At 66.2% G+C, this 22,646-nt stretch carries 20 protein-coding genes; 5 read left to right on the top strand and 15 right to left on the bottom strand.

The genetic code is table 11. From position 1 onward, the window contains the following. Positions 1-26: 26 nt before the first annotated feature. The 4 genes from G9E11_RS08940 to ychF form a co-directional block, all read right to left on the bottom strand. Positions 27-1,160: an ABC transporter permease gene (locus G9E11_RS08940; protein ID WP_414635180.1), complete on the bottom strand. Its 1,134-nt coding sequence runs from the start codon at positions 1,158-1,160 to the stop codon at positions 27-29. Then, positions 1,157-2,698 (bottom strand): ABC transporter permease, encoded by a 1,542-nt coding sequence (locus G9E11_RS08945; RefSeq protein ID WP_190604878.1) that lies wholly within the window; start codon positions 2,696-2,698, stop codon positions 1,157-1,159. Before G9E11_RS08945 ends, G9E11_RS08940 begins: the two co-directional genes overlap by 4 nt. 178 nt (positions 2,699-2,876) lie before the next feature. Then, the gene (locus tag G9E11_RS08950; RefSeq protein ID WP_190604880.1) at positions 2,877-4,655 is read right to left on the bottom strand and encodes an ABC transporter family substrate-binding protein; all 1,779 of its coding nucleotides are present in this window, start codon (positions 4,653-4,655) and stop codon (positions 2,877-2,879) included. A 326-nt stretch (positions 4,656-4,981) separates the two neighbouring features. Further along, positions 4,982-6,067, bottom strand: coding sequence for a redox-regulated ATPase YchF (ychF, locus tag G9E11_RS08955; protein ID WP_190604882.1), 1,086 nt, complete (start codon positions 6,065-6,067; stop codon positions 4,982-4,984). Between the two features lie 90 nt (positions 6,068-6,157). Between ychF and G9E11_RS08960 the strand changes: the two genes are divergently transcribed. Then, entirely contained in the window at positions 6,158-7,411 is a 1,254-nt protein-coding gene (locus tag G9E11_RS08960) for a DNA recombination protein RmuC (protein ID WP_190604884.1), read from the top strand. A 59-nt stretch (positions 7,412-7,470) separates the two neighbouring features. On the opposite strand, the gene G9E11_RS08965 is transcribed toward G9E11_RS08960, so the two are convergent. Together G9E11_RS08965 and G9E11_RS08970 are read right to left on the bottom strand one after the other, a co-directional pair. Then, positions 7,471-8,547 carry a 4-hydroxy-3-methylbut-2-enyl diphosphate reductase gene (locus G9E11_RS08965; protein WP_102973795.1) on the bottom strand — a complete coding sequence of 359 codons (1,077 nt, stop codon included), beginning with the start codon at positions 8,545-8,547 and terminating at the stop codon, positions 7,471-7,473. 41 nt (positions 8,548-8,588) lie between these two features. Further along, entirely contained in the window at positions 8,589-9,437 is an 849-nt protein-coding gene (locus tag G9E11_RS08970; protein WP_190604886.1) for a hypothetical protein, read from the bottom strand. Positions 9,438-9,731: 294 nt separating this feature from the next. Between G9E11_RS08970 and xseA the strand changes: the two genes are divergently transcribed. Beyond that, on the top strand, positions 9,732-11,030 hold the full coding sequence (gene xseA, locus G9E11_RS08975; RefSeq protein WP_190604888.1) for an exodeoxyribonuclease VII large subunit: 1,299 nt from the start codon (positions 9,732-9,734) through the stop codon (positions 11,028-11,030). A gap of 80 nt (positions 11,031-11,110) precedes the next feature. Then, positions 11,111-11,386: an exodeoxyribonuclease VII small subunit gene (locus tag G9E11_RS08980; protein ID WP_194717988.1), complete on the top strand. Its 276-nt coding sequence runs from the start codon at positions 11,111-11,113 to the stop codon at positions 11,384-11,386. Positions 11,387-11,440: 54 nt separating this feature from the next. Here the strand turns inward: G9E11_RS08980 and G9E11_RS08985 are convergent, their stop codons facing one another. From G9E11_RS08985 to G9E11_RS09020, 8 genes are all read right to left on the bottom strand, one after another. After that, complete coding sequence (locus G9E11_RS08985; protein WP_190604890.1) at positions 11,441-12,295, bottom strand: PPK2 family polyphosphate kinase; 855 nt, start codon at positions 12,293-12,295, stop codon at positions 11,441-11,443. A gap of 35 nt (positions 12,296-12,330) precedes the next feature. Beyond that, positions 12,331-13,551, bottom strand: coding sequence for a pyridoxal phosphate-dependent aminotransferase (locus G9E11_RS08990; RefSeq protein ID WP_190604892.1), 1,221 nt, complete (start codon positions 13,549-13,551; stop codon positions 12,331-12,333). Positions 13,552-13,715: 164 nt separating this feature from the next. Then, positions 13,716-14,678 (bottom strand): ABC transporter substrate-binding protein, encoded by a 963-nt coding sequence (locus G9E11_RS08995; protein ID WP_190604894.1) that lies wholly within the window; start codon positions 14,676-14,678, stop codon positions 13,716-13,718. Further along, positions 14,675-15,418, bottom strand: a complete 744-nt coding sequence (locus G9E11_RS09000; protein ID WP_190604896.1) for an ABC transporter permease — start codon at positions 15,416-15,418, stop codon at positions 14,675-14,677. The genes G9E11_RS08995 and G9E11_RS09000 overlap by 4 nt, the downstream gene beginning before the upstream one ends. Continuing rightward, complete coding sequence (locus G9E11_RS09005) at positions 15,415-16,128, bottom strand: ABC transporter permease (protein ID WP_190604898.1); 714 nt, start codon at positions 16,126-16,128, stop codon at positions 15,415-15,417. Before G9E11_RS09005 ends, G9E11_RS09000 begins: the two co-directional genes overlap by 4 nt. Beyond that, a complete protein-coding gene (locus G9E11_RS09010; protein WP_284691171.1) occupies positions 16,128-17,216 on the bottom strand; it encodes an ABC transporter ATP-binding protein in 1,089 nt (362 codons plus the stop codon). Before G9E11_RS09010 ends, G9E11_RS09005 begins: the two co-directional genes overlap by 1 nt. A 268-nt stretch (positions 17,217-17,484) precedes the next feature. Then, positions 17,485-18,546: a ribosome small subunit-dependent GTPase A gene (gene rsgA / locus G9E11_RS09015; RefSeq protein WP_190605931.1), complete on the bottom strand. Its 1,062-nt coding sequence runs from the start codon at positions 18,544-18,546 to the stop codon at positions 17,485-17,487. 379 nt (positions 18,547-18,925) lie between these two features. Continuing rightward, positions 18,926-19,387: an NUDIX hydrolase gene (locus G9E11_RS09020; protein WP_190604900.1), complete on the bottom strand. Its 462-nt coding sequence runs from the start codon at positions 19,385-19,387 to the stop codon at positions 18,926-18,928. Positions 19,388-19,443: 56 nt separating this feature from the next. Between G9E11_RS09020 and G9E11_RS09025 the strand changes: the two genes are divergently transcribed. Further along, a complete protein-coding gene (locus G9E11_RS09025) occupies positions 19,444-20,490 on the top strand; it encodes a pirin family protein (protein WP_190604902.1) in 1,047 nt (348 codons plus the stop codon). Positions 20,491-20,526: 36 nt separating this feature from the next. On the opposite strand, the gene G9E11_RS09030 is transcribed toward G9E11_RS09025, so the two are convergent. Then, complete coding sequence (locus tag G9E11_RS09030; protein ID WP_194718068.1) at positions 20,527-21,459, bottom strand: N-acetylglucosamine kinase; 933 nt, start codon at positions 21,457-21,459, stop codon at positions 20,527-20,529. A gap of 135 nt (positions 21,460-21,594) precedes the next feature. On the opposite strand from G9E11_RS09030, the gene G9E11_RS09035 reads away from it, so the two are divergent. Then, positions 21,595-22,626 (top strand): nitronate monooxygenase, encoded by a 1,032-nt coding sequence (locus G9E11_RS09035; protein ID WP_190604906.1) that lies wholly within the window; start codon positions 21,595-21,597, stop codon positions 22,624-22,626. Positions 22,627-22,646: the final 20 nt, after the last annotated feature.

The raw sequence follows: 22,646 nt of genomic DNA on the forward strand, positions 1-22,646 counted from the left end.
CCCGCCCGCGGCGTCGCAGCAGCATGTCAGGCTCCCCTGTCCCCGCCGGCGGTCCGGCCGTCGTCAGCCCTGCTGTCCAGGGCCGCCACGGGCGTCTTCTCGGGAATGGCGGCGTCCGCGTCCTTGGCCTTCTTGGCGTTGAACTTCTTTTGCCGCGGGTCGAAGGCGTCCCGCAGGCCGTCGCCGATGAAGTTGATGCTGAGGCAGATGAGGACGATGAACAGGCCGGGGAACCAGAACAGCCAGGGTCGGGTGGCGAAGGCTTCCTGGTTCTGCGAGATGAGCAGGCCGAGCGAGGTGTCCGGGGACTTGACGCCGACGCCGAGGTAGCTGAGGGCCGTTTCGGTAAGGATCGCCGCTGACATGGTGAGGGTGACGTTGACGATCAGCACGCCCACTGCGTTGGGCAGGATGTGCTTGAAGATGATCCGGGCGTTGCTGGCCCCGGAAATCCGCGCCGCGTCGACGAACTCGCGCTCACGCAGGGTGAGGAACTCGCCGCGCATGAGCCTCGCCAGGCCCACCCAGCTGATCAGCCCCAGGAAGATGCCGAGCGCGAGGACACCGTTGCTGCTGGCGAAAGACGCAAACCAGCTGCCTTCATCCCGGCGTCCTGCCAGCTGCGCCATGACGGCGGCGAGGAGGAGTGCGGGGACAATGATGATGACGTCGGTGAGCCGCATCAGGACGGCTTCCATCCAGCCACGGAAGTAGCCGGACAACGCTCCGACGACCACACCGACCAGGCCGGCGATGAGGCCGATGACCACCATGATGGTGATGGACTGCTGGGCACCGCGCATGGTCATGGCGAAGAGGTCGCGCCCGATCCGGTCCTGGCCGAAGGGATGCTCCCCCCAGGCCAGGGGCCACAGCGACGCCGTGGGAGCGCCGTCGTTGACCAGCGGCGAGACAGCCTCGTGGGTGTACTTCCACCAGCCCGGGATCCCGGCATACCCCACGGACGTGAAGGCCATGACGAAGATGACGGCGAAGACCACAAGGCCGACGATGGCGCCGGAATGGCCAAGAAACCTTTTGCGGACAATCTGGCCCTGGCTCAGGCCCCGGGCTTCGGAGACAGGCTCGATCCCGGCAGCTTCCTGCCGCAGGCCGGCCTCCTCCGCCATGATTTCGTCCTGCTGGCTGGGCTGGCTCATGCTTTCACCCTTACTCGTGGATCCAGTGCGGAGTAGGCGAGGTCCGCGATGAGGTTGAACGCCATGGCCGTGATGGCGACGCAAATGAAGACGCCCATGACGGGGTTGGGGTCAACATGCAGGATGCCGTCCAGGAACAGGAACCCCATGCCCCGGACGGAGAACACCGTCTCGGTGATCACGGCACCGCCGATCAGGCCGCCGATGTCGAATGCGACGATGGTGGCCACCGGGATCAGGGCGTTGCGGAAGGCATGGCGCATGACGACGGTGCGTTCGGTAAGGCCCTTGGCCCGCGCCGTCCGGATGTAGTCCATGTTCATGATTTCCAGCATGGAAGCACGGGTGAACCTCGTGTATCCGGCGAGTGAGATGAGGATGAGCGCCGTGGTGGGGAGGATCAGGTGCGTGAAGGAATCCAGGCCGAGGATCCAGAAGTCGCCTTCGATGTTCGGTGTGCCGGCGCCGATGGTGGCGATCGGCCGTCCCCGGACCCTGCTGTTGTTGAAGTACGCGGGCCAGGCCTGCATGAAACGGTCCAGCACGATGAGGAAGCCCACCAGGAAGGATGTGATGGCCGCCGCGCGCATAGACTGTCCGCGGTCATAGCCGCCCATGAAGTAGCCGATGACCATGCCGATGAGGACCGCGGCAACCGCCAGCAGCACGACCATCAGGAACGTGGCCTGGTTCAGCAGAGGCTGGACCACGAAGTAGAGGACAAGCCCCACGCCGACGGCAATCAGGGCGGACTGCAGCGCCTTGCGGTTCCGCAGGCCGGCGGTCAGCAGAGTCACGGCGAAGGCGATGCCCACCCCGGCAATGGCGATGACCACCGGGCCCAGGCCGGGTGTCTTGAACCACTGGGTCACCGAGAAGTAGATGAGGACTGCGGCGACAGCGGCGAAGACGATGGCACCGGTCAGTGCCTTGCGTCTGGCATCACCGCCGGCCACGATCACGGCCACGGCCCCCAGCACGGCGCCGACGCCGAGAGAGACCGGCAGCGGAATCTCCGGGTTGCGGAGGAAGTTGTTGAAGCCGATGGCGCCGAATTCCTTGAGCAGGACGGCGACCCAGAAGATCGGCAGGGAGAAGAACAGGAAGGCCATGAAGGTCACGCCGTAATCCAGCGTGCTGTACTGCCGCAGGGCGGTGATGATGCCCAGAGTGATACCCACAAGGATGGCCAGGACGGCGGCCCCGGTGACAAGCGTCAGGGTCTGGATGAGTGCATGGCCGAGGGCGTCCGTAATGGGCTGGCCCGCGATGTTCTTGCCGAGATTGCAGGATCCGGTGAAGGGCACCAGGCACTGGGCCGCGCCGCCGAGCCATTTGAAATACCGCACGGGCGCGGGCGTATCGAGGTCCAGCAGCGCGGATCTCGAGTCCATGAGCTGCTGCTTGTTCGGCGCACTGCTGGCACGGAACTCTGCGAGCGGGTCGCCTGATGCGGCGGTCAGCAGATACACCAGGAAGGACGCGCCCAAAAGGATGAGTGCGGCGGTGACAAGCCGCCGGACTATGTAGGTCACCATTGTGATAGAACCTCAGGATTCGGGCCCGGGGATTGCCCGGACCGGTCGCAGGTTTGGCGGCGCCTTACTGCTTGTGCTGCCAACACAGGCACTGCCGGGAGATGGCGCTGCAAGGCGCCGGGACCGTGGTGCATGGTCCCGGCGCCTCATCTAGCTAGTAGCACTTCGTGTCACGGGCTTACTTCTCGGCCCACTCCCAGAAGTTCCACCAGACGCCGGTCTGGTTGGGCATGAACTTCACGCCGGTGATGCGGTCGCTGTAGGCGTCAACACCAACGGACTGGAACAGCGGGAGGCCGTAGGCCGAGTCCCAGATCTTCTTGTCGATCTGCTTGGACAGGTCGTCCTGCTTGCTGCGGTCAGTCGTCACAATGAGTTCGTCCATGAGCTTGTCGGCTTCAGGATCGCTGAACTTGTTGAAGTTGGAACCGTTGCCGGTGCGGAAGATCTGCGGCACGCCGGAGACTCCGACGCCCGGGTTGATCCAGCCGAAGATTGTGGCGTCGTAGCCGCCCTTACCGAGGGCCTTGCCCCAGTCAGAGGCGCCAAGTCCGCCGTCGACGATCTTGAAGCCGGCCTTGGTTGCGGACTCGCGGATGAGCGAGAACGCGTCAACACGGTTGGGGTTGTCCTTGTTGTACATAATGCGGACCTCGGGGGTCGCACCGTTGAGCAGCTTCTTGGCGCCGTCAACGTCAGCATCTGCGTAGGCCGAGGATCCGTTGGCCTGCGCGGAGGCGTCGTAGGCCGGCTGCGCGGGAACAAACAGCTGCGAATCCAGGGGCTTTGCCTCGGGGTCGAGCTTCTTGATGATCTTGTCGACGATGTCCTTGCGCGGAACCGTCTTCATGAATGCCTCACGGACATTCTTGTCGGCGAAGGGTCCTGAGTAGTTCAGGTCGATGTGGTCGTAGGAGAGCTGGTTGCCCTGTTCGACCGTGACGCCCTGGCTCTCGAGTGCCTTGAGCTGATCGAGGGTGTCAGCCGAAGCCTGCGGGGCGATGATGTCGGCTTCGCCGTTCTTCAGCGCCTGGACCTGGGCCGGGGAGGAACCGATGTAGCGGACGGTGATCTCGTCCAGCTTGGCCTCGGGGCCCCAGTTGTAATCCTTGTTGCGGACCATGGTCAGGGACTGGTCCTGGTTGATGCTCTGGACAACGAACGGGCCGTTGGAGAGGAACAGGCTCGGATCGCTCGGCAGGGTCTTGGAGTCGAAGCCGGTGTTCCACATGTCGGACATGGCCTTGAGCTTGGCGTCAGCGGTCTTGGGCGCTTTGGCGTCGCCGCGGGGCATGCTCTTGAGGTGGTCGATGAAGGCCTGCGTGTCGGCCAGGCCAGCCTTCTTGGCCAGGACGTGGGCCGGGATGTCAATGCCGGGCCCGCCCAGTGCGATCTCCCAGTCAGCGAACGGCTTGGAGTACTTGATGGTCATGGAGCGGTTGTTGTCGCCGATTTCGGGGAAATCGGTGAGCGCCAGACCAGTGGGGTCGCCGGCGTAGGAGAAGTAGGACGTTCCGGCCTTGCCGTCGGCGTCGGCGTCGTTGTAGTACCCGGAGAAGGCTGCCCACTGCAGGAGGAGGTCAGCTGCGGTGACGGGCGTGCCGTCCGACCACTTCACACCTTCGTTGATGGTGTACTTGACGGTCAGCGGATCGTCGGACGTCTTTTCCATCTTGCCGAACTTGTCGTTGTGGACGATGTTCAGCTGGTTGTCGATGTAGTAAAAGCCGGAGTGTGTGGCGTAGCTGACCTTCGAGTTGATGTCAGTGTTGCCGTCGGCCGTGTTCGGGTTGAAGGTGTTGAACGCGTTGACCTCAACGACAGTGGCTGTTCCCCCCTGCTTGCCGGCCGCATTACTGGACGGGGTTGTCCCGCCATTGGTGCTCGCGCAGGCGCTGAGCGCCAGTGCAGCCGCGGCTGCAACGCCTACTGCTTTGGAAATACGACTGAATCGCATTCCGCCTCCTATGTTTCTGTGAGTGTGGAAAAGACCTTCGCTGTGGGCGCCGGCCAGACCCGCTACATCCCCCCAGTGAGATGTGGCGAGTCTCACATGACAAGTAGCCTAGACCCGAACCCGCCACCCGCGGTCCGAAAGTTGTCCCTCAGTAAAGGTTGTTACCGAGATGCAACCAAGCTGTTGCCGTGCGAAAAGTTCGCGCCCTTTTTCCTTGACGCCATGTTGCACGGAGGGTAGTGGAGCCAATCACAGAAAAAGCCCCGGTCCATAGGACCGGGGCTTTTTGCCGTTAATACTCAATCACTGAGCAGCTCAGCGCAGACTCACACGTTGAAGCGGAATTCCACCACGTCGCCGTCGGACATGACGTATTCCTTGCCTTCAATGCGGACCTTGCCGCGCGACTTGGCCTCCGCCATGGAACCGGCGTCGATGAGGTCCTCGAAGGAGACAACCTCCGCCTTGATGAAGCCGCGCTGGAAGTCCGAGTGGATGACGCCGGCTGCCTGCGGGGCGGTGTCGCCCTGGTGGATGGTCCACGCGCGCGCCTCCTTGGGCCCGGCCGTGAGGTAGGTCTGCAGCCCCAGCGTGTGGAACCCGACGCGGGCCAGCTGGTCCAGCCCGGATTCGTCCTGCCCATTCATTTCGAGCATTTCGCGCGCCTCGGCCTCGTCCAGTTCCACGAGATCGGACTCGAGCTTGGCGTCAAGGAAGATGCAGTCGGCCGGCGCAACCATCGCGCGCAGCTCGGCCTGCTTCTCCTCGCTGCCGAGAATTCCTTCGTCCGCGTTGAAGACGTAGATGAAGGGCTTGGCCGTCAAAAGGCTGAGCTCCTTGAGGTGCTCCATCTCCAGCTTGTCACTCGTGACGGAGGAATAGATGGTGTCACCGCGCTCCAGAACTACCTGCGCGGCCTTGATGGCAGCGAGCTCCGCGGCCTCCCGCTTCTTGATCTTGACCTCTTTTTCGATCCGGGGAATGGCCTTCTCGATGGTCTGCAGATCGGCGAGGATCAGCTCGGTGTTGATGGTTTCCATGTCCGAGCGGGGGTCGACCTTGCCGTCGACGTGGATGACGTCGGGGTCGTCGAAGACGCGCACCACCTCGGCGATGGCTTCCGCCTCACGGATGTTGGCGAGGAACTGGTTGCCCAGGCCTTCCCCTTCGGAGGCGCCCTTGACGATGCCGGCGATGTCGACGAAGGAGACAGCCGCGGGCAGTACGCGCTGCGAGCCGAAGATCCCGGCGAGCTGCTGGAGCCTGGGGTCGGGCAGGTTCACGACGCCGACATTGGGTTCGATGGTGGCGAACGGGTAGTTCGCGGCCAGGACCTGGTTACGGGTCAGTGCGTTGAAAAGAGTTGATTTGCCGACGTTGGGCAGTCCGACGATGCCAATAGTAAGAGCCACGGACATTGATTCTACCTGTTCGGCCCCCGCATCCCCTGCCGGGCTGTTGCCCTTCCCATAAATGTCACAGCCCCGTGCCACAGTGAAGGCATGGAACCTTTTGCAGTCATTCTGGCCCTTTTGATGCTGTTGCTGGGCGCCGTGTCCGGCGCGGGCGCGGTATACGTGGTGTTGCGCCGGCGGAGCGCCGCCGTGGAAGCGGATTTCGACGGCGTTTCGGCGCGGCTTTCGGAAGTCAGCGCCCAGTTTGCTGCCGCGGATGCCGAGCGGAGGCTCCTGTCGGCCCAGAACCGCGAGCTGGGCATGTCGCGTGAGCAGGATGGAAGCGTACTGCGGGCCCTGGCGCCGGTGGCCGAGAAGCTGACGGCGGTGCAGCAGCAGGTATCCCTGCTGGAACGGGACCGGCTCGAACAGTACGGGCAGCTGGCCCAGCAGCTGCAGGAAGCCCGCCTGACGGACGAGCAGCTGATGCGGTCCACGCATGCCCTTGAGTCGGCGCTCCGGTCGAACAGCGCGCGCGGCCAGTGGGGCGAAGTGCAGCTGCGCCGTGTTGTGGAGGCGGCCGGCATGATGCGGCACGTCGATTTCCATGAGCAGCAGCACGGCACGTCAGGCGCCGAGGCCGCCGTCCGCCCGGACCTTGTGGTCCAGCTGCCGGGCGACAAGCAGCTCGTTGTCGACGCCAAGGTTCCCCTGTCCGCCTACCTTGAGGCGCAGGAGCTGGGGCAGTCGGCCGGTGACAAGCCCGGGCTCAGCGAGGCGGCTTTGCAAAACCTGATGGCGGCACACGCCAAGGCGCTGAAATCGCACGTGGACGCCCTCAGCACCAAGAAGTACTGGGACATTTCGGGGAACTCTCCGGAGCTGGTGATCTGTTTCGTCCCGGCCGAATCCATCCTCGCCTCCGCTCTCTCGGCCGATCCCGCGCTCCTGGATCACGCCCTGTCCAGGAATGTGGTGCTTGCCTCCCCCGGCACGCTGCTCGCGGTGCTCAAATCCGTGGCGTTCACGTGGCGCCAGGACGTTCTCACGGACAGTGCGCGGGAGCTCTTCGAACTTGCCCGGCAGCTGTACGAGCGGATGGGCACGCTCGGGGACAACGTCGGCAAGCTTGGATCCTCGCTGAAGAGCTCTGTGGACCGCTACAACGCGATGGTCGGCACGCTGGAGGCACGGGTGCTTCCCACCGCGCGGAAACTGAACGCCCTGGACACCAGCGGACTGGTCACGCCCCCGGCTGTGCAGGTCACGCCGCGTTCCCTTGCAGCCCCTGAGCTGCAGGGCACGGAGCCGGGAGCTGGCGGCGAGCTGCGGGCGGCCGTGGAGGAAGAGGACGCCGCTTAAAGCGCCGAAACGCACGACGCCGGAACTCAAGGTGAGTTCCGGCGTCGTGCGTTTCGCTGCTACCGCGAGCGGCGCCCGCCGAGGGCGCGGGATACGTCCCCCGCTTCCTTGAGCGTGGCGCGGAGCTCCTTCGGCAGGGAGAAGAGCAGGTCTTCCTCCGCAGTCACAATTTCCTCGACGGCGTCGTATCCGTAATCAGCCAGGAGGCGGAGCACGTCCTTGACCAGGACCTCCGGAACGGACGCGCCCGAGGTGACGCCCACCGTGGCAACACCCTCGAACCAGGACTCGTCCACTTCGTTGGCGAAGTCCACCCGGTACGATGCCTTGGCGCCGTACTCGAGCGCCACCTCGACGAGTCGGACGGAGTTGGAGGAGTTGGCCGAACCGACCACGATCACCAGATCGGCCTGGGGCGCGATCTTCTTGATGGCCACCTGGCGGTTGGTTGTGGCGTAGCAGATGTCATCGCTGGGCGGATCCTGGAGCGTGGGGAACCGGTCCTTAAGCAGCCGGACGGTCTCCATGGTCTCGTCCACGCTGAGCGTGGTCTGCGAAAGCCAGATGACCTTTTCCGGGTCCCGTACCGTCACCTTGTCCACCTCATGGGGGCCGTTGATGATCTGGATGTGTTCGGGAGCTTCGCCGGCCGTTCCTTCAACCTCTTCGTGGCCGTCGTGGCCGATCAGGAGGATATCGAAGTCGTCCTTGGCGAAGCGGACGGCTTCCTTATGGACCTTGGTTACAAGGGGGCAGGTGGCATCGATGGTGCGCAGTCCGCGGTCCTCTGCGGACTGGACCACGGCCGGGGACACCCCGTGGGCGGAGAAGATGACCAGGGCGCCCTCAGGCACTTCGTCAGTTTCGTCCACGAAGATGGCGCCCTGCTCCTCAAGGGAGCTGACCACGTGCACGTTATGGACAATCTGTTTCCGGACGTAAACCGGCGGTCCGTAGTGCTGCAGGGCCTTTTCAACGGCGATGACCGCCCGGTCCACGCCCGCGCAGTATCCGCGGGGAGCCGCCAGCAGAACTCTCTTCGGGCCCGGGACCGGTGCCGCCGCGAGCACTTCCTCCGGCGAACGCCGCCGGCGCGGGACGGTTGGCATCGAAAGGGAAACTGCAGAGGAAGTCATTGCTCCATGCTACCGGCTGGGCCGCGGGCATCCAGGCATGCTCACCGTCCGCGGGCAGGACCGCCGACCAGCCTGAGTAGCAGGCCTGCCGCCACCAGGACCACACCGGCGATCGCCGCCGCCAGCGTCCAGGACGCAAACCCGGAAGCGGAAGCCGCAACGAACTCCCGCTTGAACAGGTCTGCCATTTCGTTTCCGCTCGCGGTGCCCATCACGGCGTCGGCGGCCCAGCGGGAGGCCAGCGTCCACAGTCCGGAAAGCACCAGTGCGCCCACTCCGATCCCGGCCAGGACTTTCCACCGCCGGCGGGCGGTCACGAGCGCCAGGAGGAACGCCACCCCGGCGCCGGCGGCAAGGCTGTATCCCAGCGGAGAGTAAGCCGAAACCCGTTCAACGAGCTGGCGCTGGTTCGTCTGGCCGATTCTCACCAGGGTCTGGCCCGGGGCTTCCAGCTGTACTCCAACCTGGCTGGAAATCTGCTTGGCCGCGAGGGCGACGAGCGGGGCCACATCCAGGGTCAGCGAGGTGCTCGAATCCGCTTCGGGGGGAAGGGATGCCGGGTCGGCGAAGTTGAGCCGGTGGCTCTTTCGCAGCGTCTGTTCCCAGGCAGCCGGGTACTCGGGCAGGCCGGTGAGGGAGGTTGCCGCCTTCTCCAGCACCGGACGGACCAGTTCGGCCGCCTGCGCCGGGATGGTGCCGCCGGTATCAATGCTGTTGACGGCGGCGGTCGCCAGGCGCTTCTGGAAATCCGGATCCTTGCCCAGCGGTGCCGCCAGTGCTACGAAGCCACCTTCCTGCACGATGTTGCGGTCCACCCAGATGGCCGGAACGGCGGCGGCGGAGAGGAGAAGACCAAGGATGACGGCCAAGGCCGCAAGAAATGAGCGCAAGGGTTCCTAGCTGGTCGGGTTTCTCGGCTGGTCGGGTGCCTGGCTGGTCAGCACGACACTGCCATCCTAGGCGCGCCGTCCCGCTATCGAAAAAAGTAGGGCGATCAAAGATGCCAGCGACCAAAAATGCCGGACCACCCAGCCTGCTGGGTCATCAGCAGTCCCGGCATCATCAACAATGTCGGGGCCCGGTGATACAGCTATGGATAGAGTTGATTGACCCACGCGCACGCACCATCCACAGGCAAAGGACCGCGACCATGCAACTGGCATTCGCCGCCACCGGGGCTGCACATGGCTGAAAACGCCACCGTCCCTGTACCCGGCACGGCCCCGGCAGCGGGCACCGCTGCCACCCGCCCGAGCACGGTGCCGGCCACCGCCGCCGAGACAAGCCCGGACAACCCCTGGCCGCTGCAGTTGCTCTCACAGAAGCTCAAGACCCACATCGAGCGGGCTCCGGCAGCCTGGGTTGAAGGGCAGGTCATCGAACTCAACCGGCGCGGCGGCAGTGCGTTCCTCACCCTCCGGGACGTGGACGCCGAAATCTCCCTGCCCGCTTCCATCTGGTCCAAACTGCTCGACCGGCAGGAGACGCCGCTCGAGCGCGGAAGCCGGGTGGTGGCCCTGCTCAAGGCCGAGTTCTGGCTGAAGACCGGGCGCCTGAACATGTCCGTGAAGGACATCCGCCCTGTGGGACTGGGCGATCTCCTCGCACGGATCGAACGGCTGCGCCATGCCCTGGCAGCTGAAGGACTGTTCGCCGAGTCGCGGAAAAAGCGTCTGCCCCTGCTCCCCCACCGGATCGGGCTCATCACCGGCCGCGATTCCGATGCGAAGAAGGACGTCCTGCGCAACGCTGCCCTGCGCTGGCCGGCGGTCGAATTCGAGATCCGCGAGGTCGCGGTGCAGGGCAACACCGCCGTATCCCAGATGGTCAAGGCGCTGCGCGAACTCGATGCGCGTCCCGAGGTCGACGTGATCGTCATCGCTCGCGGCGGCGGCGCGCTGGAAGACCTCCTGCCCTTCAGCAGCGAGGAACTCATCCGCGCCGTGGCGGCCGCGGTGACTCCGGTGGTCAGCGCAATCGGGCACGAGGCGGACCGGCCCATCCTGGACGACGTCGCCGACCTCCGGGCCTCCACCCCCACGGACGCAGCCAAAAGGATCGTGCCCGAAGTTTCAGAGGAACTTGCCCGGGTCCGGCAGGCTGAAGCCCAGCTGCGCCGCTCCGTCACCATGCTGGTGGCCCGGGAAACGGACCGTCTGGCGGCAATCCGGTCCCGTCCGGTCCTCGCGGCCCCGGAGAGCATGATCACGGCGCGCGCGGACGATGTGGAACGGCTGGCCCGCCGGTCCACGGCGGCCATCAGTGCCGCCGTGACGAGGGCTTCCGACCAGCTGGTCCACCTCCAGGCGCAGGTCCGGGCATTGTCACCGCAGCAGACCCTGGACCGCGGCTATGCCGTGGTGCAGCTTTCCGGGCCCGGCGGTGCAGTTGTCCGCCAGCCGTCCCAGGCCCCTGCGGGGACACCACTCGCGGTCAGGGTGGCCGGCGGGCGGTTCGGCGCGGAATCCACGGGCGCCCCATAGGCCGGGACGCATATGAAGCCAGCACCTCAATTGACGCCAGCACCGAATCACAGCACCACCGACATGACAGGCCAGGAACCATGACAGAACCGACCATCAATACAGATCAGCAGCACAGCACGGAGCAAAATGCGGCAGCCCGGCCCGGCCCCGCACTTCCTCCGGACATCGATGCCCTCAGCTATGAGGAAGCACGGGAACAGCTGGTCGCCGTCGTTTCCAAGCTTGAGGCCGGCGGGACCAGCCTTGAGGATTCCCTGGCGCTGTGGGAGCGGGGCGAGGCCTTGGCACGCCGCTGCGAAGACTGGCTGGAGGGCGCCAGAAAGAGGCTCGCGGCTGCCCGCAAGGACAGCTGACCGCCAGCGGAGATCCAGCCGGAGGTTAAGCGCCCTCAGGACGGCCCGGCCTGGTCAGGACCGCTCGACGAGGCGGCGCTCAGCTTCCACGTCGAACTCGGCCTTGGGCCACTCCAGGTCGAGCTCGCCGAGCCCCTCCAGCAACAGTTGCTGCACGGCGATGCGCGCATACCACTTCTTGCTTGCTGGCACGACATACCAGGGCGCATGGTCCGAGTTGGTTTCGTCGAAGGCAGCCTGGTAGGCGGCCATGTAGTCGTCCCAGAAGGCGCGCTGTTTCAGATCCTCGGTGTTGTACTTCCAGTGCTTGGCGGGATTGTCCAGCCGGGCCAGCAGCCGTTCTTTTTGCTCGTCATTGCTGATGTGCAGCATGACCTTGAGCACCTTCGTGCCCACCGCCGCCTGCCTGGCCTCGAACTCGTTGATCGCCCGGTAGCGGCGTTCAAGCTCCTTCGGGTCAGCCCAGCGGTGAACCCGGTGGATCAGGACGTCCTCGTAGTGGGACCGGTCAAAGACACCCAGCATGCCAGCGCCGGGGACTTCCCTTTCGATGCGCCACAGAAAGTCGTAGGCACGTTCCTCGGGCGTGGGCGCCTTGAAGGACTTGAACTGGACACCCTGCGGGTCCATGGCGCCCAGCACGTGCTTCACGATTCCGCCCTTACCGGCGGTGTCCATTCCCTGCAGGATCAGGAGGACACGCTTGGTGCCGCCAAACTTGGACTCGGCAAACAGCTTCTCCTGAAGCTCAGCGAGCTTTGCGTCCAGCTCCTCGAGGAGCGCCTCGCCGTCGGCCTTGTTCCCCGGGTAACCGTGGGTGGCGTCAGGGTCAACGTCTGCCAGCTTGAAGCCCTTTCCCACTTTCAAAGTTTCTGAGGGAAGCTTCGTGAATTCCACAGCGCCGGCCATCGGGTCCTCTTTCCACGGTTGTCTGTGGGTAAAGGCTAGTTCCCCTGATACCTGCTGAGGAAGTCTCCCATCCGGCCAATTGCCTCCTCGATATCCTTGACGTTGGGCAGGGTCACCATACGGAAGTGATCGGGCCGGACCCAGTTGAACGCCCGGCCGTGGGAAACCAGGATCTTCTGTTCCTTGAGCAGGTCCAGGACAAACTTTTCGTCATCCCGGATGTCGTAGACCTCCGGGTCCAGCTTGGGGAACAGGTAGAGGGCTCCCCGCGCCTGCTGGGTGCTGACGCCGGGGATGGCGTTGAGCATGTCGTAGGCCTTGTTGCGCTGTTCCAGCAGCCGCCCGCCGGGAAGGATGAGGTCGTTGATGCTCTGGTATCCACCCAGGGCAGTCTGGATGGCGTGCTGGGCCGGGACGTTGGCGCAGAGCCTCATGTTGGCCAGCAGATTGATGCCTTCGAGGTAGTCCGCGGCCTCCTTCTTGGGCCCGGAGATGGCCATCCAACCCGCCCGGTAGCCGCAGACGCGGTAGGCCTTGGACAACCCGCTGAACGTCAGGCACAGCACGTCGTCGCCGGTGAGCGCGGCCATGTTCACGTGCACGGCGTCCTCGTAGAGGATCTTCTCGTAAATCTCGTCGGCGAAAATCGCCAGCCCGTGCTTCTCCGCCAGCGCCACGATCTTGCGCAGCGTGCTTTCCGGGTAGACGGCGCCGGTGGGGTTGTTCGGGTTGATCACCACGATGCCCTTGGTACGGGGCGTAATCTTGGCCTCGAGGTCCTCCAGGTCGGGCTGCCAGCCGGACTCCTCGTCGCAGAGGTAGTGCACCGGACGGCCGCCGGCCAGCGCCACCGAGGCGGTCCACAGCGGGTAGTCCGGGGTGGGGATCAGGATCTCGTCGCCCTCTTCGAGCAGCGCCATCAGCGACATCGTGATGAGTTCGCTGACGCCGTTGCCGAGGTAGATGTCGTCCACGTGGATGCTCTGGATGCCGCGTGTCTGGTAGTACTGCGAGACGGCGGTGCGGGCCGAGAAGATGCCGCGGGAATCGCTGTATCCCTGGGCGTGGGGCAGGTGGCGAATCATGTCCACCAGGATCGCGTCCGGCGCTTCAAACCCGAAGGGTGCGGGGTTGCCGATGTTCAGTTTGAGGATGCGGTGACCCTCTGCCTCCATCTGCTGGGCGGCCTGAAGAATCGGTCCACGGATGTCGTAAAGGACATTATGAAGCTTGGTGGACTGCTTGAATTCTGCCATTCATCAAATATGCCACAAGCGGGATGTACTTCCGGGGAGACGTGCCTCACACGCTGTTGACCGGACGGCGCCCACCCGCCCCGTCCCCCACTTAAGTACGACGGCGGCTGCCGTTCCCCGCGGAACCGGCAGCCGCCGTCGTACTTTCCTAGTGAGCCACAGGGCTACTTGACGATGCCCTTGTCCTTGAGCCACGCAGCGGCCGCGTCCTTGGCGTTCTGCTTCTGGCTTCCGCTCACCGCACGATTGAGGTTGATCAGGTCCTCAGTGGTGAGGGTCTTGGAGACGTTGTTGAGCGCCTCCTTGGCCTTGTCCGTCATCTTGGCCTCGTTGTAGAGCGGGAGCACTTGCTGTGCCGCGAAGTTGTTCTTCGGGTCCTCCAGCACAACGAGGTCGTTGTCGGCGATGGACGGCGTGGTGGTGAAGATGTCGGCCACCTGGACCTCATCAGTCAGGAGCGCCTGCAGGGTGAGGTTGCCGCCGTTGTCGCTGAACGGCTTCAGCCCCTTGAGCTCGCAGCCATAGTTCTTCTTGAGCCCCTTCAAGCCGTAGGACCGGATTTCGAAGGTAGCGGGGGCGGCCATGGTGAAGTCCTTGCAGACCTTGGCAAGGTCCTCAATGGACTTCAGCTGGTACTTTTCCGCCGTGGCCTTGGTAACCACCATGGCATCCTTGTCCTCGGCCTTTGACGGCTCAAGCACGCCGAGGCCCTTCGGCAGCTTGTCAACGACGGCCTTGTATACGTCGTCCGCCGCAACTTCAGTCGCTTCAGGGTTCAGGGCCACGGTCAGGAGGTTTCCACTGTATTCCGGGATCACGTCTATGGAGCCGTCTTGGAGGGCTTTGAAGTAGATCTCCCGCGAGCCGATGTTCGGCTTGGTGGTGACCGTGACTCCGGCCGCGCTCAGGGCACCGGCGTAGATCTCGGCGATGATCTGGCTCTCCGGGAAGTCCGCGGAGCCGACGACGAGGGAACCGCCGGAGGTGGCGCCCCCGGTTGCACTCGTGGAGGGAGATGACAGCGGATTGCCGCTGCTGCAGGCGGACAGGGCGAGGGCGACGCCGACACCGGCGGCGAGGCCGCCCAGGCCACGGCGGGTAAGAGTCGTGCGGACGGGGTGCTTCATGCGGTGCCTCCTTGAACAGCGGCGGCCGCGGGCGCGGCAGCCGAGAAATCGGTGGCGGCCTTTCGGCCGCCTTTGGAACGTGCGGAAAGTCCCGGTGAAACGACCAGCCGCTGCACGGCGGCCAGGACAAGGTCGACGACCATCGCCAGCGCCGCGATGAGGAGCGAGCCTGCGAGCATCCTCGGGAAGTCCTGGAGCACCAGCCCGTCGAACAGGTAGCGCCCCAGGCCGCCGAGCGGAAGGTAGGCCACCACCGACACCGTGGCGATCACCTGCAGCACGGCGGTGCGGATGCCGCCGAACATCACCAGGAGCCCGTTGGGAACCTCCACGCCGAACAGGACCTGCAGCTCTTTCATGCCCATTGCGCGGGCAGCGTCCACCACGTTTGAGTCCACGCTGGAAATGCCTGCGTAGGTGCCGGCCAGCAGCGGCGGCACCGTAAGAATGACCAGGGCCCACACCGGCGGCATGAGGCCGCTTCCGGCGACGAGGGCGAACAGCACCAGGAGCCCGAGCGTGGGCAGCGCGCGGAGGGCGCCCGCCACGGCCACGGCTACAACGCGGCCCCTGCCGGTGTGCCCGATGTAGAGGCCAACCGGGACAGCGATGGCGGCGGCGATGATGAGGACCAGGCCGCTGTACTGCAGGTGCTCCAGCAGGCGGACGGGTATGCCGCCCGGACCGGACCAATGCAAGGGATCTGCCAGCCACGCGAACGTTTCGGTGAAGATGTTCATGAGCCGGCCCCCGCGTGGACTTTGGCGTCCGCGATGAATGCAGCGCCGGACTGCGCGTGCGCGTCTGGCTTTACGGAGCCGGCCCTGGTCCACGGCGTGAGGACCCGTTCCAGGATCACCAGCAGCGCGTCCATCACCACTGCAAGCAGCAGGATGGCGATAATCCCCACCACCACTTCGGTGACGAAGTTCCGCTGCAGTCCGTCCGTGAACAGCATCCCGAGATTTCCCACGCCCAGCAGGGCGGCGACGCTAACCAGCGAAATGTTACTTACCGACACCACGCGGAGGCCTGCGAACATCACGGGCAGGGACAGCGGCAGGTCGATCTGCAGGAACCGCGCGGCCGGCTTGTAGCCCATGGCCACTGCCGCCTGCCGGAGGTCGTCATCGACGGAATCGAAGGCGTCCATGGCGGCCCGCACCAGCAGCGCCACGGCGTAGATGGTCAGGGCGACGATGACGTTCAGCGGGTCGAGGATCCGGGTCCCCAGCAGCGGCGGGAGAATGATGAACAGCGCCAGCGACGGAATGGTGTAGAGCAGCGAGCTCACTGTAGCCACGAGCTGCCGCAGTGCGCTGTGCCGCCGCGAGAACTGTGCCAGCGGGATGGAAATCAGCAGGCCCAGGACCATCGGAACCAGGGCCAGGACCAGGTGCTGGCCAGCCCGTTCAAAGACCATGGGGCTGTTCGCCAGGAACCACTCCATCAGAGGGCGCCCTGCCGGACCTGGCGTGCGGATTCGATGACGGCGAGAACCTCCGCCCCCTTGACGACGCCGGCAACCTTGCCGTCGCCGTCGACCGCGACGCCGAGCCCCGAAGGCGACGACAGCGCGGCGTCGAGGGCGCGCCGCAGGGTGTCGCCCGGCCGGAACAGGGAGCCGCCCGGGATGAGCTGGGAGTCGAGGCCGGGGCCTTCCCAGCCCAGCGGGCGCTGCTGGTCATCCACCACCAGGCGCCAGTCGTCGGCATTGGCCCTGGCGTCCCCGCCCCGGGTGACCGCGTCCACGGGATGGACCGCGACGCCGTCGGCCGTGGTGAAGGCGAGGTGCCGGAACCCGCGGTCCCTGCCCACAAAGGAAGCCACGAACTCGTTGGCCGGTGCCCGGAGGATCTCCTCAGGTGTGGCGTACTGCGCCAGCTTGCCGCCGACGGCGAAGACAGCCACCTTGTCGCCCAGCACGGTGGCCTCGTCGATGTCATGGGTGACAAACACGATGGTCTTGGCCAGGTCCCGCTGCAGGCGCAGGAGTTCCTGCTGGAGTTCGTCGCGGACCACGGGATCCACGGCGCTGAAGGGCTCGTCCATCAGCAGGACCGGCGGATCGGCGGCGAGCGCCCGGGCCACGCCAACGCGCTGCTGCTGGCCGCCCGAGAGCTGCGACGGGTACCGCTTGCCCAGTGAGGGGGCCAGCCCCACGACGTCGAGCAGTTCCTCCGCGCGCTTGCGGGCGTCGGCTTTTGGCACGCCGTTCAGCCTCGGCACAGTGGCGATGTTGTCCACCACGGAGCGGTGCGGCATCAGGCCGGAGGACTGCATCACGTAGCCCATGGAGCGCCGGAGCTCCGCTGCGGGCACGGAAGTGACATCGCGCCCGCCCACCGTGATGGTCCCGGAGGTGGGCTCCACCATCCGGTTGATCATGCGCAGAGAGGTGGTCTTGCCGCAGCCTGATGGTCCTACGAACACCGTGATGGAGCCACGGTCAATGGACATGCTCAGCTGGTCCACCGCCGGTTGCCCGCTCTGGTACTGCTTGGTGACGCTCTGGAACTCGATCATGGCTTCGGCCATACCCGGCTTACCTAACTGTTGGGCGGCAACATCGGACGGTAAAGCGAATCGATCATAAGCACGCTGTTTTTTGGCTGTAAAGCGCACCTTGACCCAGCGTAACCAGTGCCTGAAGCAAAACCGCCGCAGGCACGGATACCGTAATCATTCGGAGACAAACACGATTGATTCGGCGTCCTCCCCTGCCCGGATGGGTGGAGGCGTTTTTGTCCAGATAAGGGGCGCTCCGAGGGCTTTTCGAGCCATTATCCGGACCAAAACTCCAGCTTCAGGAATGGCGGTAGCGTTCGGCGGCCCGCTGGCTCCGCCCGGCCACCACCACCTTCTGGTGCCATTCCCGCTGGTACGCCCTTCTTGCCGCAGCATCGTGGCGCCGTTCCAGGGCCGCGAGCTCGCGCTGGAGCTTGACGTAGCTGGCCCACCGCCTCTCCTCGAGGAATCCGTCGTCGAGGGCCGCGCGGACGGCGCACCCGGGTTCCCGGTCGTGGGCGCAGTCGGAGAAGCGGCACTGCTCGAAGAGCACCTGCAGGTCGCCGAACATCTCCTCCATGCCGTCCTCGGCGTCGAACAGGCCGAAGCCGCGGACACCGGGAGTGTCCATCAGCACGGCGCCGTTAGGCAGCGGCACCAGTTCACGCGACGTCGTGGTGTGCCGCCCCCTGCCGTCGGTGGCGCGCACATCCCCGGTGGACTGGACGTGGTGCCCCACGAGCGCGTTGATGAGGGTGGACTTCCCGGCGCCGGAAGGGCCCAGCAGGGCGAGCGTCCACCCCGGCCGCACCCTGGCGAGCAGCTCGTCGATGCCGTCCCCCTGCTCCGCGGATGTGGTCACCACGTCCACGCCGGCGGCCTGCAGGATCACCTTCCCGACGACGTCGTCGGCGATGTCCGCCAGGTCCGCCTTCGTGATGATCACCAACGGGGTGGCGCCGGAATCCCAGACGGCCACCAGCGTCCGTTCGAGCCTGTTGTGGCTCAGCGGACGGTCGACGGGAACAACCACGCCCACCATGTCGATGTTCGCGGCGAGGACCTGCCCCTCCGTGGACGGGTCGAAGGCACGTTTACGGCTCAGCTCGGACGTGCGCGGAAGCACCCCGACGACGGCCGGTTCCGCAGCCCGGTTGCGGCCGAGCCAGACCCAGTCGCCGGTGGCCGGCACGGTACCGGGCGGATACGGCAGGTGCACCAGTCCGTCGGCCGTGGCTGCCACGATCCGGTTCCGGTCCACCCGGACGACGCGGGCGGCAGCCTCGGCACCGCCGGCCGGATGGGCAGCGAAGTGCTGCGCCTGGGCCTCCGTGAAGCCGTACTGGCTTGGGCCGGGCAGGGGCTCAGTGTTTTTGAAATCAGTGTGTATGAATGGGGTTGGGTTGTGGATGTGGGGTTGAAGCTGGTTGGCACGAGTGCCGGAAGAATTTTTCACTGTGAACCTCGGGTTGGCCCCGAAGCGCCGCCGACCGGCAAAGCAGTGCGCTGTGTGTAGTGCGCGCTGGGCTGGCTAAGAGTGGGCAGCAGCGGGGGCAGGAGTAATGAAGGACTTTTCGAGAAGGCGCGGAGCGCGCACGAAATCTGCAATCATCAGGTCCACCTCCCCCGTACGAAGTTCATGCCGGACTGGCCGCCGCCGGACAAGAAGGTCCGGGGACTCCCCCAGAATAGCCAGCGGGGCGCCGGCTGGCTAGGGCAACCAGGCGGCGGCAGGGAAATCAGTCCAGTGAATCCAGCTTGCCGTTGACCGGCCGCTCCGAGAACAGCCGAAGCGCGGCGTCAACCAGGGACACCCTGTTCAGCGAACCGACGTCCTGCAGGGGAATCCAGGCGGCATGTGTGGTGGTGCCGTCCGTTTCGTGGGTGAGCTCGCCGCCCGTCACCCTCGCCTCATAGACCAAGCGGAGCGCCTGGAAGTCGCGGTCTGCCCCGTCCAGCCGCGAGTCCGCCGGCCAATGGCCGACGTCGATACCGAGCATCTCGCCGATCTCGGCGTGGTAGCCCGTCTCCTCGAAGACCTCACGGATGCAGCCGTCCACGGGGTGCTCGGCCAGGTCCAGGCCGCCGCCGGGCAGTGTCCAGCCTTCCTTGCCGTCCTGCTTCCAGTACGCCAGGAGGATAGCGCCGTCGCGGATGATGACCGCGTAGGCGGCAGGGCGGGTGTCGAAGAGAACGCTCATGGCTCCAGCGTAGCCCCGCGCTATCCGCGTGCAGGGAGCCGTCCTAGAGTGGGACTGTGACGAATCTGGAGCTTCTCCCGCAGGAGGAAACCTGCCCACCCGCCGGCCCGGACACAGGAACGGGAGGCGGGCCGTGCCTGCAGCTGTGGCCGGCACGCGAAGTGCCGCTCGGCGGGGTCCGCGCGATGTCGGTGCTCCGCACCCTGCCCCAGCGCGGCCTGCCGACGGTGGGTGCCTGGTGCTTTCTGGACAGCTTCGGCCCTGACCGGACGGCGATGTCCGTGCTGCCGCACCCGCATACCGGGCTGCAGACCGTGACGTGGCCGCTGGCCGGGCAGATCAGGCACCGGGACAGCGTTGGCAGCGACGTCATTGTCCGCCCGGGCGAGCTGAACATCATGACCGCGGGCCGTGGCGTCTCGCACTCCGAGTTTGCCGTGCTGCCGGCAACGGACGACGGCGGTGGCACGGACGACGGCGGCGCAGGGCTTCCGCTGCAGCGCGGGCTGCAGCTGTGGGTCGCCTTGCCGGACGGGGAGCGGGACAGGCCTCCGGCCTTCGAGCAGCACCGCGACCTGCCCACGGTTCATGGCCCGGGCTTCACCGCCGCGGTGATGGTGGGAACCTTCGCCGGCGCTTCCTCGCCGGCCACGATGTACACGCCGATCGTCGGCGCGGACATCAGCTGCGGCGGTGCCGCCTCCTTCCCGCTTGACCCGGCGTTCGAGCACGCCGTCCTGGTGCTCGACGGCGGCCTGACGGTGGACGGGCAGGAGATCGGCCCGGGGCCGCTGGGCTACCTGGGTGCCGGGCGCGAAGTCCTGGCCGTGGACGCCCTGCCGGAGACCCGCTTCGTACTGATCGGTGGCGAGCCGCTCCAGGAGGAGCTGCTGATGTGGTGGAACTTCGTTGGCAGGACCCATGAGGAGGTGGCCCAGGCGCGGGCGGACTGGGAGGCGCAGGCCGAAATGCCCGGCACAGCGGCGGAGGCTGCCCGCTTCGGGCTGGTCCGCGGCCACGGACCGGATGCGGGCCGGGAGGCAGGCAGGATCCCCGCGCCGCCCTTGCCCGGAGTGAAGCTCAGGCCGCGGACCCGGTCCTAGGGCCCGGTGTCAGGACCCGGTCCCAGGGCCTGGGTGTCAGGGCTGGCCGCGGACCAGCAGCGGGACACCGAAAACGGGGTCCTGCACCAGGATCCGCACGTCGCTGACTCCGACTGCGGCCAGGTGCTTCCGGAATGATTCCTGCAGCCGGACAACGTTCATGCCCAGGCCGCTGCCCAGAATGACCGGACCGTCCAGCCCCAGCTGCTGCAAAACCTGGGCGGCCATCTCCGCCAGGTCTTTGCCCGCCTGCTCGATCAGACCGCGGCTGACGCTGTGGCCGGCGTCGGCCGCCTCCACCACCAGCCGGGCCTGCTGCGCCCAGAAGCGCCGCCCGGTGTCCGGGGAGTGGAACAGCGCGATCAGTCTGTTCGGGTCATCGGTGTTGCAGGAATCCAGGAGTGCCCGCGTCAGCTCGTCCGGTTCCTGCCCCTGGTTCATGCGCCGCAGGCTGTGCCGGACCGCCTCGCGGCCCAGCCAGTAACCGCTGCCTTCGTCGCCCAGAAGGTAGCCCCAGCCGCCCGCCCGTGCCTCGTCGCCGTCGCCGTTCGCGCCCCAGGCCGCCGATCCGGTGCCCGCGATGACTGCGACGCCGGTGCTGGCGCCACCGGCCGCGAGCAAGAGCCGGGAGTCGTGGACCACGGTAATCCGTGCCCCCGGGGCGTGCGGCTCGATGAGGGCGGCCAGAGCGGCAGCGTCCTCATCGGTGTCGATCCCGCCGGCGCCGGCGTAGACCTGTGCCACCGGCCCCCGGCCGATTTTGGCGAAAAGCTCCGCGAGGTGCGCCGCGGCTTCCGCACGGCTGACGTTCTGGACGTTCGCGCTTCCCACGCTCTGGTCGGCCACCGGTTCCCCGTGCTCGAAGCGGACTCCCCGCGTCTTGGTGCCGCCGATGTCGAGGCCGATCACGACGTCGTTGGCGCCCGCCCTGCTGGAACCGGGAGCGTCTGCCGGGACTTCGCTGGACAGGACTGTGCTGGGCAGGACTGTGCTGGGCGAACCAGCATTGGACGCGGCTGCGCTGGACGAAGCAGGGGCCGCACCGGATAGGTTGTCAGAGTTAGTCACCTGAACAGATTACTAATTAGCCCCAAGGAGCCGGCCATGCCCCACGCCGAGATTGATTCCCGCATCATTGCAGCGCCCATGGCAGGCGGGACGTCCACGCCGGGCTTCGTCCAGGCCGTCCACCGCGCCGGAGGACTGGGCTTTCTCGCCGCGGGCTACAAGAGTGCGGACGCGGTCAGTGCTGAGATCCGCGCCTGCCGGGACGCCGGAGTCCGGTTCGGGGTCAACGTTTTTGTGCCTGACCATGCACAGCTGAACCCCTCCCCCGACGCCGTGGCAAGGCTGGAGGAGTACAGGAGCAGCCTCAGCCAGGATGCCGGGCGCTACGGCGTGGCCGTGCCGCCCCTGGTGCTTGACGACGACGACGCCTGGCAGGCGAAAATCGACCTCCTGTTGCAGCACCCGGTTGAACTGGTCAGCTTCGCGTTCGGGCTGCCCGACTCCGCAGTTGTCCAGGCGCTTCGGAAGGCGGGGTCGACGGTCATCGCCACGGTCACCAGCCGCGCCGAGGCCGGGCTGGCAGCGGACCGCGGAGTCGACGCCCTCGTCGTCCAGCACAGCAGCGCCGGCGCCCACTCCGGCGCGTTCCTGGCTGAGACGAAAACTGGCAGCATGCCGCCGTCGACGGCCGACCTGATCCGGGAGGTGGCGGCCGCCGTCGACCTGCCGCTCATCGCCGCCGGTGCGGTGTCCGACGCCGCCGCCGTCAGGTCGGTCATTGCCGCCGGGGCGGTGGCCGCGCAGGTGGGAACGGCGCTGCTGCGGACGGACGAAAGCGGCGCGCGGCAGCTACACAAGGACGCCCTGGGCGGTGACCTCTTCACCGAGACAACACCCACCCGCGCGTTTACCGGCCGTTACGCGCGCGCGCTGGTCAATGACTTCGTCCGCGACCACGGGGACGCCCCCGAGGGCTACCCCGCCATCCACCATCTGACCGCGCCCATCCGGGCGGCAGCAGCCGCTGCCGGTGACCAGCAACGGCTGAACCTCTGGGCAGGCAAAGGCTGGCGCTCAGCCAGGACGGGACCCTTGGCCGAGGCCGTGGGCGCGCTCCTGGACGATTAGCGCCCGGCGCCGGGTTTGAG

Origin of the sequence: Arthrobacter ipis (assembly GCF_014694315.1) — a bacterium.
Taxonomy (GTDB): Bacteria; Actinomycetota; Actinomycetes; order Actinomycetales; family Micrococcaceae; genus Arthrobacter; species Arthrobacter ipis.

What these genes read in the sequence shown, in the direction of transcription:
- G9E11_RS08940 (WP_414635180.1), bottom strand. Translation starts at nt 1,160, where the DNA reads ATGAGCCAGCCCAGCCAGCAGGACGAAATCATGGCGGAGGAGGCCGGC.
- G9E11_RS08945 (WP_190604878.1), bottom strand. Translation starts at nt 2,698, where the DNA reads ATGGTGACCTACATAGTCCGGCGGCTTGTCACCGCCGCACTCATCCTT.
- G9E11_RS08950 (WP_190604880.1), bottom strand. Translation starts at nt 4,655, where the DNA reads ATGCGATTCAGTCGTATTTCCAAAGCAGTAGGCGTTGCAGCCGCGGCT.
- G9E11_RS08960 (WP_190604884.1), top strand. Translation starts at nt 6,158, where the DNA reads ATGGAACCTTTTGCAGTCATTCTGGCCCTTTTGATGCTGTTGCTGGGC.
- G9E11_RS08965 (WP_102973795.1), bottom strand. Translation starts at nt 8,547, where the DNA reads ATGACTTCCTCTGCAGTTTCCCTTTCGATGCCAACCGTCCCGCGCCGG.
- xseA (WP_190604888.1), top strand. Translation starts at nt 9,732, where the DNA reads ATGGCTGAAAACGCCACCGTCCCTGTACCCGGCACGGCCCCGGCAGCG.
- G9E11_RS08980 (WP_194717988.1), top strand. Translation starts at nt 11,111, where the DNA reads ATGACAGAACCGACCATCAATACAGATCAGCAGCACAGCACGGAGCAA.
- G9E11_RS08985 (WP_190604890.1), bottom strand. Translation starts at nt 12,295, where the DNA reads ATGGCCGGCGCTGTGGAATTCACGAAGCTTCCCTCAGAAACTTTGAAA.
- G9E11_RS08990 (WP_190604892.1), bottom strand. Translation starts at nt 13,551, where the DNA reads ATGGCAGAATTCAAGCAGTCCACCAAGCTTCATAATGTCCTTTACGAC.
- G9E11_RS08995 (WP_190604894.1), bottom strand. Translation starts at nt 14,678, where the DNA reads ATGAAGCACCCCGTCCGCACGACTCTTACCCGCCGTGGCCTGGGCGGC.
- G9E11_RS09000 (WP_190604896.1), bottom strand. Translation starts at nt 15,418, where the DNA reads ATGAACATCTTCACCGAAACGTTCGCGTGGCTGGCAGATCCCTTGCAT.
- G9E11_RS09005 (WP_190604898.1), bottom strand. Translation starts at nt 16,128, where the DNA reads ATGGAGTGGTTCCTGGCGAACAGCCCCATGGTCTTTGAACGGGCTGGC.
- G9E11_RS09010 (WP_284691171.1), bottom strand. Translation starts at nt 17,216, where the DNA reads ATGGCCGAAGCCATGATCGAGTTCCAGAGCGTCACCAAGCAGTACCAG.
- G9E11_RS09020 (WP_190604900.1), bottom strand. Translation starts at nt 19,387, where the DNA reads ATGAGCGTTCTCTTCGACACCCGCCCTGCCGCCTACGCGGTCATCATC.
- G9E11_RS09035 (WP_190604906.1), top strand. Translation starts at nt 21,595, where the DNA reads ATGCCCCACGCCGAGATTGATTCCCGCATCATTGCAGCGCCCATGGCA.